The 12467-nt window shown below is 39.4% G+C and carries 1 protein-coding gene; it reads left to right on the forward strand.

Features of this window, described 5'->3' with window-relative positions:
* The first annotated feature begins 604 nt into the window (after positions 1-604).
* Positions 605-12037 carry a hypothetical protein gene (locus AXK38_03380; GenBank protein ID AMH88349.1) on the forward strand — a complete coding sequence of 3811 codons (11433 nt, stop codon included), beginning with the start codon at positions 605-607 and terminating at the stop codon, positions 12035-12037.
* The last annotated feature ends 430 nt before the right edge of the window (positions 12038-12467 follow it).

Raw genomic sequence — 12467 nt, forward strand, 5'->3', positions numbered from 1 at the left:
AGAGCAAACTAGGAAGCTAGCCGAAGGCTATACTTGAGTACGGCAAGCTGAATCTGACGTGGTTTGAAGAGATTTTCGAAGAGTATTAGATTAATTTTTAAAAATGAATTAGAGGGCATGTTATACTATTTTAGCTTCAATCTGCGATACTCATTTGAAATCAAGGTTCCCCTTTTGTTGATAGACTATTCAAGAAATATTGTTGTATAAGTATATGCTTTAAAATTATAGGTGCAAGGAACCAATGATAGGATTTTTAATTAAAACTATTATATATTTGTTTTTTAAGGAAGAAATTTATTTTTTTGATTTTGTAATAATATAAATTTATATTTATAGGATATATCTGAAGAATATTTTAAAATTAAGGATGGGATATTTATCGTTATTCAGAGTTGTTTTTAATTATTATATATTTACTGATTACGCTTTCTTTGGATTGCTTGCGTTTATACTATTTTGATTGATTAAATATATTGAAAGTGGTATAATCTAGCTGTCAAAACTATGATGTGAAATGTCTATCATAGTGGTTTTTATTGTTTTATTCCCAGAGGGAATATTGCTTTTAATTTGATTTTGTATTTTAACATAAGGAGGAACAATGGAAAATAAATCAAATTCACTTAATAGAATCAAGCGCCAGCAACGTGAAAAAGTTTTGCGCTTTTCTATTCGTAAGTATAGTTTCGGTGCCGCTTCAGTTGCTGTTGCAGCGCTGATGTTTTTAGGTGCCCGCGTTGCGAGTGCGGATAGTCTAGTTGACAAGACTTCACAACTTAATGCGGGTGTAGTGAACCCTAAGGATAAGGTTGATTTGCCTGAGGATGTTACAGAATCTACTGCAAACAAAGTAGATGAAGGACATAAATCTCCAGAAAATCAAGTGCCTGCAGTTCCTGCAAATAACGCGCCTACAGTTGATAAAGCCAAGTTAAGAAAAGTAGTTGAAGAATTAAATGCTCTTCTTTCAACTAAATTAAACCTTGACGAGTCAGTAGTATCACCTGTCAAAGATAGACTTCAAAAAGGGAAAGAAGCCCTAGAAAGTTCTGAGCTAGCTCAAAAGGATATTGATAAGCTTGCGGAACTCTTGTCTAAAGATGTGACAGTCGTATCAGCTGCTAAGGAAGCAACTGAGGTTCAAGTAGATAAACAAGTAGATAAACAAGTAGATAAACAAGTAGATAAAACTGAGAAGCAAGCTGATAACCTAGCCAACCAATCTTCTCCTGAAGTAAGCGCAAGCGAAGAGAGCCAAACTGTATCAGCTAAAAAAGATGCTTTGAAAGTATCTGTAGATCAATTGAAGGCAGCAGTTCTGGAATTGCCTGAGCAGGAGACTAGCAAAGAAGTTCTTGAAAAAGCCAATGAACTATTGGGCTTAGCCCAAGGTGTTCTTGAAAATACAACAGTTTCTCTGAATGAAGTTGAAGATATGAACAAACTTGTGAAGAGAATGTTTAACTCTGTTAAAAACGCTACAACGCGTTTGAGTTCAGGTTCTCATGATCCGCGTAATGGCAAGAGCATGGGTCAAGGAACAGGTGGAAGAGCTGCAACGGTATCTTCAAGATGGACCAATCAAGACAATCTATTATCTTATCAACGTTTCTATGGAAGTGATAGAGATGGGAATAAGAGGAATAACGACAGACAATTCGTAGAGCAAAAAGTGGATATGACCGGTCGAATTGAGACGATTGATGGGCAAAAATATGTAGTTTACGATGTGTTCTTTAATAATAACGGTCAAAACATAGCTGAACATAGTTATCAACAGGCATATAGACTATTGTTGCAACCTAAAATCTTAGATTTGCAACCTAACGGATATTATAAAACAGACGCTATTAGAGATTTATACTTTGAAATCTATCGTAGAAATAATCAAAATGAAGGTGGGACACTCTCACAAAATCCAGAGAAATTTCATCTTGAAAGGAAACTGAATTACCACTTTGCAAATGATAATGAGCGAAGTCAGAATGGATTTACCTATTTTAACAGTGCAGGTGTCCGTGCATCAGGAGATCATTGGAAAGATATGAGGGATATCTTTAAGGCGAATCAATATGAGCCTGATTTGGAAAAGGCTGTAAAATTAGAAGGGAATCACAAAGACAAGAGTTATGGGTTAGGATTGAAAACTAACGATAAAACAGCTGCTGTTCATATGCATCTAAAAGCAAAATTAAGACCAGATGTAACGGATGAAGAAGTTAGACAAGCATTTACTATAGGTGTTGCAAGCAGTTTTGGTCTGACAACGCACCAATCCTATACTTTCGTGTCAGGGAAAGAACCTAATGAAAATGTAGAACCGACTGTTAAACAAAGTACAAAATACCCTATTATCGGTAAAGAGGTTACAAAAAAAGTTGGAGAATCTCTTGGAAATTTAAATAAACCAGTAGAAATTGGTTTTGTAACGGGTAAGGATGGAAGTACAAGTTTTCCTAACAACACGTCTTGGGATTGGCCAGATGGACAACCAAATACTGGTACAGCAGGAGTATTCAAGCGTCAAGTAAAAGCTACCTACAGCGACAATACTTCAAATACTACTACTGCTACATTAAAGGTTATTCCACATAAACCTGCTATTGATCAAAGCTCTGTAAATGAAAAAGCAGGGAAGACTGGGCAAGAGGTTACTGTAAATGTCGGAAACGGAGTGCCAGATGGTTCGACAGTGAATCTTTACGAAGGTAAGACACTTATCGGAACTGGAAAAACTACTGGAGGCACTGCGAAAATCACAGTTGAAGGAGCTCTACCAGAAAAGCCTATTACAGCTGAAACAGTTGTGAATAATGGTGAAACAGTAACTTCTGAACGTAGTACTCCTGTAAAACCAACCCCTGAACGAGATACCCAAAAACCTACATTAGAAATTTCACGAAAAAGCCAAACAGTAGTAGAAGGTGAAAAAGTAACCTTCACAATAACAGCAAGAGATAATAAAGTTGTTACGATAGAAGGTAAAGATTTCACTGACAAATATGGTGATAGACTTCTTTCTCGTCAAGCAACAAATAATAAGGTAAAGATTACTGACACTGAAAAAATAATTGAAATTACTATTACAACTAAGAAAGAAGACGTTGGTAAACCACATGAGATTACTTTCGGAGCTCATGATGATGCAGGTAATAAAGCTGACCCTGTAAAATTTACTTTCAATGTAACACCACGTGATAACCAAAAACCAATCGTTGAGGTTGGCGGAATTCGTTTAACAGAAAATGAACCACAATCTGCTCAATTTTATGTCTATCGTGGAGCTACATTTAATCCAACTGTGAAAGCCTGGGATAATTCAGGTAACATTACTTCTATGAGTGTTGAGAACTTACCAAATGGATCTAAAGTTCAAACTTATACACCTCAAACTGGGAAAGATGGAAGTACGGAAGATAAAAAATACACTACGAGCCTATCTACAGGAACAGTAGCGGATACACAGACACTAGGAGATCACGTAGCTAAGTTCAAAATTTCTGATGGTGTAAATAGTGCTACCTATCTGATGAAGTATAAAGTTGTCGATGTTGTTGTAGAAAACACACCTAAGACAGTCGAATTAAACAGCAAGTCAGGTGATCCAAATGAATACCTAAATACAGCTGGTAAGCAAGACAAGTCAGGTAAACCAGTTGTAGAATCGCAAGCAGATGTCCACTTCCCAGGAGGAATGAAATTCCGTTGGGACGATGCTAAAGGATCAGATACGAATTTAACTTTATCTAAAGTAGGAAAGCAAACTCATAAAGCGATTGCGGTGTTCCCTAAAAATCCAAGTCAGCGTGGTAGTGTCCAAGTATTTGCACCAGAAAAAGCTGAGAGAAATGTTGTTTTCAATGTAGTGGATAATGAAAAACCAAAAGCAAGTCTAAATGGAAAAGAGTTATCAGAAACTGCTAATGAACCAATCTTTACAGTTTATCGTGGAGCTACATTTAACCCAGAGCTAAAAGTATCGGATAACTCTGGTGTGATTTCTAAAGTAGAAGTTAAGGGAGGACTTCCAAAAGGAGTGAATCCATCTACATTTACAGCTCAAACAGGAAAAACTGAAGCAACTCCATATGCAGAGCGTTTATCTTCAGGAGCTGTATTGGATACTGAAACTTTAGGAGTACATGAATCAACTATTCATGTAGAAGGAAGTAATCCTTCAGATAGCCGTGATTTCAAATTCAAGTACCGCGTAGTTGATATTGAAACGAAAAATGTTGATAAAAATGGTATCGCAAAAGTACCAGTTGCTTCAACATTAAATAAAGATAATAGTTCTAAAAATATTGATGCGCATAACTATCTGAAAGTAGTCGATAGTGAAGATAAAGCAGATCGTGGTAACAATTATTTACCAAGTGGTATGACTTGGACATGGAAAGACAGAAACGGCGTTAATAAAGATCGAGGAACAACACTTGACAATTCAGGTAAATATACTCGAACTGCAACAGCAATCTTCCCAGGCACTAAAGCTAATAATATGACAGATGATACTAGCACGACCAGAGATGTATTTGCACCAGCAGAAATCAAGCGTAAAGTAATTCTAGCAGTAACACCAACAGCACCTACCGTAGAAGGTAAAGAGAATGGTAGTGTAACAATTACCCCACCAAAACAACCTGATAGTACTAATCAACAAGATATTGATAAAATTACTCTTACTTATACACCGACAGGTAAAACAAGTCCAGAAACTGTAACAGTTACGAAATCTGGAAGCAAATGGACTGTAAATGGTAAGTCTGATGATAAAGTATCAGTATCACCTGAAGGAGTTGTAACAATTTCTGATGCTGAAATTGCAGATAAAACAGAAGTAACTGCAAAAGTTTCTAAGAACATTGATGGTGTACTTACTCTTGAGAGTCCTGTAGCTAGAGGAACAGCAAATGGACCTTTAGCAGCTGAGGTTACAAACCCAGCACCAGTTCCGGAAAAAGCACAAATTACACCAGTTACAGTTGTGACACCAAACAAACCAGGTTCAAGCATTACAGTAGATGGCCCAGTAAATGGTTTAACAGTAGATGATGAAGGTAAACTTAAAGGAAAACCAGAGGTAAATGATTGGAAACCAAAAGAAGAAGAACGCACAGTCGAAATTCCGGTTAAAGTTACAAAAGGTGGCGAGACAGTTACTGTGAAAGTTCCAGTTCCAATTTTACGCGATACAGATGGAGACGGTATTCCAGATAAAGAAGATTCAGATGATGACAATGATGGAATTCCAGATGAGGAAGAAATCAAAAATGGAACAGATCCAAAAACACCAACAACTCAAACTCCAGTTGAGATTGAAATTACTCCACAACCAAATGGAGATGCGATTGTAACGCCTAAGAAACCAGGAGGAGGAACATATCCACCAGGTACTAAGGTAGAAATCCCAGGTGAAGATGGAAACACAATTACTGTTGAAATCGGTAAAGATGGTTCAGGTAAAGTACCAAATGACAAACTTCCTAAGAAAGCTGTCCCAGGTACAGGAACAGTAACAGAACCGAACAAGAAACCATCACAACCAGTGAATGTAACAACACCAGCTCGTAAGACACCAACAATAGAGTTGAAACCAGATCCTAAGACAGGTGACGTTACAGTAACACCGCAGAGACCAGGAGGAGGAACATATCCACCAGGAACTACGGTAGAAATCCCAGGTGAAGATGGTCCAATCACTGTTGAAATCGGTAAAGATGGTTCAGGTAAAGTACCAAATGATAAACTTCCTAAGAAAGATGTTCCAGGTACAGGTAAGATTACAGAACCAGGTAAACCAGCTGTGGAAGTTCCTAATGTAACAACACCAGCTAAGGTAACACCAGAAACACCAGAAACTGAAAAACCAGTTGAGATTGAAATTACTCCACAACCAAATGGAGATGCGATTGTAACGCCTAAGAAACCAGGAGGAGGAACATATCCACCAGGTACTAAGGTAGAAATCCCAGGTGAAGATGGAAACACAATTACTGTTGAAATCGGTAAAGACGGTTCAGGTAAAGTACCAAATGACAAACTTCCTAAGAAAGCTGTCCCAGGTACAGGAACAGTAACAGAACCGAACAAGAAACCATCACAACCAGTGAATGTAACAACACCAGCTCGTAAGACACCAACAATAGAGTTGAAACCAGATCCTAAGACAGGTGACGTTACAGTAACACCGCAGAGACCAGGAGGAGGAACATATCCACCAGGAACTACGGTAGAAATCCCAGGTGAAGATGGTCCAATCACTGTTGAAATCGGTAAAGATGGTAAAGGTAAAGTACCAAATGATAAACTTCCTAAGAAAGATGTTCCAGGTACAGGTAAGATTACAGAACCAGGTAAACCAGCTGTGGAAGTTCCTAATGTAACAACACCAGCTAAGGTAACACCAGAAACACCAGAAACTGAAAAACCAGTTGAGATTGAAATTACTCCACAACCAAATGGAGATGCGATTGTAACGCCTAAGAAACCAGGAGGAGGAACATATCCACCAGGTACTAAGGTAGAAATCCCAGGTGAAGATGGAAACACAATTACTGTTGAAATCGGTAAAGACGGTTCAGGTAAAGTACCAAATGACAAACTTCCTAAGAAAGCTGTCCCAGGTACAGGAACAGTAACAGAACCGAACAAGAAACCATCACAACCAGTGAATGTAACAACACCAGCTCGTAAGACACCAACAATAGAGTTGAAACCAGATCCTAAGACAGGTGACGTTACAGTAACACCGCAGAGACCAGGAGGAGGAACATATCCACCAGGAACTACGGTAGAAATCCCAGGTGAAGATGGTCCAATCACTGTTGAAATCGGTAAAGATGGTTCAGGTAAAGTACCAAATGATAAACTTCCTAAGAAAGATGTTCCAGGTACAGGTAAGATTACAGAACCAGGTAAACCAGCTGTGGAAGTTCCTAATGTAACAACACCAGCTAAGGTCACACCAGAAACACCAGAAACTGAAAAACCAGTTGAGATTGAAATTACTCCACAACCAAATGGAGATGCGATTGTAACGCCTAAGAAACCAGGAGGAGGAACATATCCACCAGGTACTAAGGTAGAAATCCCAGGTGAAGATGGAAACATAATTACTGTTGAAATCGGTAAAGACGGTTCAGGTAAAGTACCAAATGACAAACTTCCTAAGAAAGCTGTCCCAGGTACAGGAACAGTAACAGAACCGAACAAGAAACCATCACAACCAGTGAATGTAACAACACCAGCTCGTAAGACACCAACAATAGAGTTGAAACCAGATCCTAAGACAGGTGACGTTACAGTAACACCGCAGAGACCAGGAGGAGGAACATATCCACCAGGAACTACGGTAGAAATCCCAGGTGAAGATGGTCCAATCACTGTTGAAATCGGTAAAGATGGTAAAGGTAAAGTACCAAATGATAAACTTCCTAAGAAAGATGTTCCAGGTACAGGTAAGATTACAGAACCAGGTAAACCAGCTGTGGAAGTTCCTAATGTAACAACACCAGCTAAGGTAACACCAGAAACACCAGAAACTGAAAAACCAGTTGAGATTGAAATTACTCCACAACCAAATGGAGATGCGATTGTAACGCCTAAGAAACCAGGAGGAGGAACATATCCACCAGGTACTAAGGTAGAAATCCCAGGTGAAGATGGAAACACAATTACTGTTGAAATCGGTAAAGATGGTTCAGGTAAAGTACCAAATGACAAACTTCCTAAGAAAGCTGTCCCAGGTACAGGAACAGTAACAGAACCGAACAAGAAACCATCACAACCAGTGAATGTAACAACACCAGCTCGTAAGACACCAACAATAGAGTTGAAACCAGATCCTAAGACAGGTGACGTTACAGTAACACCGCAGAGACCAGGAGGAGGAACATATCCACCAGGAACTACGGTAGAAATCCCAGGTGAAGATGGTCCAATCACTGTTGAAATCGGTAAAGATGGTAAAGGTAAAGTACCAAATGATAAACTTCCTAAGAAAGATGTTCCAGGTACAGGTAAGATTACAGAACCAGGTAAACCAGCTGTGGAAGTTCCTAATGTAACAACACCAGCTAAGGTAACACCAGAAACACCAGAAACTGAAAAACCAGTTGAGATTGAAATTACTCCACAACCAAATGGAGATGCGATTGTAACGCCTAAGAAACCAGGAGGAGGAACATATCCACCAGGTACTAAGGTAGAAATCCCAGGTGAAGATGGAAACACAATTACTGTTGAAATCGGTAAAGATGGTTCAGGTAAAGTACCAAATGACAAACTTCCTAAGAAAGCTGTCCCAGGTACAGGAACAGTAACAGAACCGAACAAGAAACCATCACAACCAGTGAATGTAACAACACCAGCTCGTAAGACACCAACAATAGAGTTGAAACCAGATCCTAAGACAGGTGACGTTACAGTAACACCGCAGAGACCAGGAGGAGGAACATATCCACCAGGAACTACGGTAGAAATCCCAGGTGAAGATGGTCCAATCACTGTTGAAATCGGTAAAGATGGTAAAGGTAAAGTACCAAATGATAAACTTCCTAAGAAAGATGTTCCAGGTACAGGTAAGATTACAGAACCAGGTAAACCAGCTGTGGAAGTTCCTAATGTAACAACACCAGCTAAGGTAACACCAGAAACACCAGAAACTGAAAAACCAGTTGAGATTGAAATTACTCCACAACCAAATGGAGATGCGATTGTAACGCCTAAGAAACCAGGAGGAGGAACATATCCACCAGGTACTAAGGTAGAAATCCCAGGTGAAGATGGAAACACAATTACTGTTGAAATCGGTAAAGACGGTTCAGGTAAAGTACCAAATGACAAACTTCCTAAGAAAGCTGTCCCAGGTACAGGAACAGTAACAGAACCGAACAAGAAACCATCACAACCAGTGAATGTAACAACACCAGCTCGTAAGACACCAACAATAGAGTTGAAACCAGATCCTAAGACAGGTGACGTTACAGTAACACCGCAGAGACCAGGAGGAGGAACATATCCACCAGGAACTACGGTAGAAATCCCAGGTGAAGATGGTCCAATCACTGTTGAAATCGGTAAAGATGGTAAAGGTAAAGTACCAAATGATAAACTTCCTAAGAAAGATGTTCCAGGTACAGGTAAGATTACAGAACCAGGTAAACCAGCTGTGGAAGTTCCTAATGTAACAACACCAGCTAAGGTAACACCAGAAACACCAGAAACTGAAAAACCAGTTGAGATTGAAATTACTCCACAACCAAATGGAGATGCGATTGTAACGCCTAAGAAACCAGGAGGAGGAACATATCCACCAGGTACTAAGGTAGAAATCCCAGGTGAAGATGGAAACACAATTACTGTTGAAATCGGTAAAGATGGTTCAGGTAAAGTACCAAATGACAAACTTCCTAAGAAAGCTATCCCAGGTACAGGAACAGTAACAGAACCGAACAAGAAACCATCACAACCAGTGGATGTAACAACACCAGCTCGTAAGACACCAACACTAGATGTTGAACAAGATCCTAAGACAGGTGATGTTACAGTAACACCGCAGAGACCAGGAGGAGGAACATATCCACCAGGAACTACGGTAGAAATTCCAGGAGAAAATGGAACAACAATCACAGTAACAATTGGTGACAATGGTTCAGGTGAAGTGCCAAATGACAACCTTCCTAAGAAAGATGTCCCAGGTACAGGAACAGTAACAGAACCGAACAAGAAACCATCACAACCAGTAGATGTAACTACACCAGCTCGTAAGACACCAACAGTAGATGTTGAACAAGATCCTAAGACAGGTGACGTTACAGTAACACCTAAGAAACCAGATGGTTCAACATATCCACCAGGAACTAAGGTAGAAATCCCAGGTGAAAATGGTCCAATCACAGTTGAAATAGGTCAAGATGGTAAAGGTAAAGTACCAAATGACAACCTTCCTAAGAAAGATGTCCCAGGAACAGGTAAGATTACAGAACCAGGTAAACCAACAGAAGAAGTTCCTAATGTAACAACACCAGGTAAATTTACACCAGAAACACCAACAACTGAAAAACCAGGTAAGATTGAAATCACTCAACAACCAAATGGAAATGCGATTGTAACACCTAAGAAACCAGATGGCTCAACATACCCACCAGGAACTAAGGTAGAAATTCCAGGAGAAAATGGAACAACAATCACAGTAACAATTGGTGATAACGGTTCAGGTGAAGTACCAAATGACAAACTTCCAAAAGGAAATGTCCCAGGTACAGGAACAGTAACAGAACCGAACAAGAAACCATCACAACCAGTGGATGTGACAACACCAGCTCGTAAGACACCAACAGTAGATGTTGAACAAGATCCTAAGACAGGTGACGTTACAGTAACACCTAAGAAACCAGATGGTTCAACATATCCACCAGGAACTAAGGTAGAAATCCCAGGTAAAGATGGTAACCCAATCACAGTAACAATCGGTGAAGACGGTAAAGGTAAAGTACCAAACAGCGAATTACCAGACGGTAAAGTACCAGGTACAGCTAAGATTACAGAACCAGGTCAACCAACAGTTGAAGTTCCAGTAGAAACTCCAGCTAAGGTAACACCAGAAACACCAACAACTGAAAAACCAGGTAAGATTGAAATCACTCAACAACCAAATGGAAATGCGATTGTAACACCTAAGAAACCAGATGGCTCAACATACCCACCAGGAACTAAGGTAGAAATTCCAGGAGAAAATGGAACAACAATCACAGTAACAATTGGTGATAACGGTTCAGGTGAAGTACCAAATGACAAACTTCCAAAAGGAAATGTCCCAGGTACAGGAACAGTAACAGAACCTAACAAGAAACCATCACAACCAGTGGATGTAACCACACCAGCTCGTAAGACACCAAAAGTAGAGTTGGAACAAGATCCTAAGACAGGTGACGTTACAGTAACACCTAAGAAACCAGATGGCTCAACATACCCACCAGGAACTAAGGTAGAAATCCCAGGTAAAGATGGTAACCCAATCACAGTAACAATCGGTGAAGACGGTAAAGGTAAAGTACCAAACAGTGAATTACCAGAAGGTAAAGTTCCAGGTACAGCTAAGATTACAGAACCAGGTCAACCAACAGTTGAAGTTCCAGTAGAAACTCCAGCTAAGGTAACACCAGAAACACCAACAACTGAAAAACCAGGTAAGATTGAAATCACTCAACAACCAAATGGAAATGCGATTGTAACACCTAAGAAACCAGATGGCTCAACATACCCACCAGGAACTAAGGTAGAAATTCCAGGAGAAAATGGAACAACAATCACAGTAACAATTGGTGATAACGGTTCAGGTGAAGTGCCAAATGACAACCTTCCTAAGAAAGATGTCCCAGGTACAGGAACAGTAACAGAACCTAACAAGAAACCATCACAACCAGTAGATGTAACCACACCAGCTCGTAAGACACCAACAGTAGAGTTGGAACAAGATCCTAAGACAGGTGACGTTACAGTAACACCTAAGAAACCAGATGGATCAACATACCCACCAGGAACTAAGGTAGAAATCCCAGGTAAAGATGGCAAGACAATCACTGTTACAATCGGTGAAGACGGTAAAGGTAAAGTACCAAACAGTGAATTACCAGACGGTAAAGTTCCAGGTACAGCTAAGATTACTGAACCAGGTCAACCAACAGTTGAAGTTCCTGATGTAACAACACCAGGTAAAGTCACACCGTCAACACCAACAGATACAAATCCAGTTGCACCAGTGACACCTGATATGCCAGTCAAACCTGATACTAATGGAGATTCTGGTCAAGATAAACCAGCACCAGCTACTCCAACTCCAAATGCAGTTACTCCGAATGCAGATCAGGTAGATACTAAGACTACTGTTGATAATGGAGCTAAGTCAAATGATTCTCAAAATGTATTGCCAAATACAGGAACAGAATCAAATGCTGCTCTTGCATCTCTAGGACTTCTTGGACTATTGAGTGGATTTGGACTTGTAGCTCGCAAGAAAAAAGAAGACTAAACATTTAGTCAAAATATGAACTGTTCACTGTTAAGTAGACAATGAATAGAAAAGATTAAACAACGGCTTTGTTCCTCGTTTTAAGAGGTACAAGGCCGTTGTTGTGTTTTTGGAAAGTAGATGCTAATCTTTGTACTAAGAAGCTCTCAATTGGGTACGCTATTAATTGGGATATGGAGTGAGTCATTTGTTACCATTAAATTTTTTAGGTGATTATTTTTTACTATTAAAAATGACGATGAATTATCTGATACGATAAGTGGTTACAGATTTATTTTAAAGCTAGAGAGTTTGTCTATTCAAAACATAACATAATAACATTTTATGTATAGTTAAACAATTTATCCTTTATTCTATGGAATAAAACAGTTTTGTCTTGTGTAAATATATTAAAAATGGTATAATCGAGCTGTGATAGCTGTGATGTGTA

This window comes from Streptococcus mitis (assembly GCA_001560895.1).
Classification (GTDB): Bacteria; Bacillota; Bacilli; order Lactobacillales; family Streptococcaceae; genus Streptococcus; species Streptococcus mitis_Q.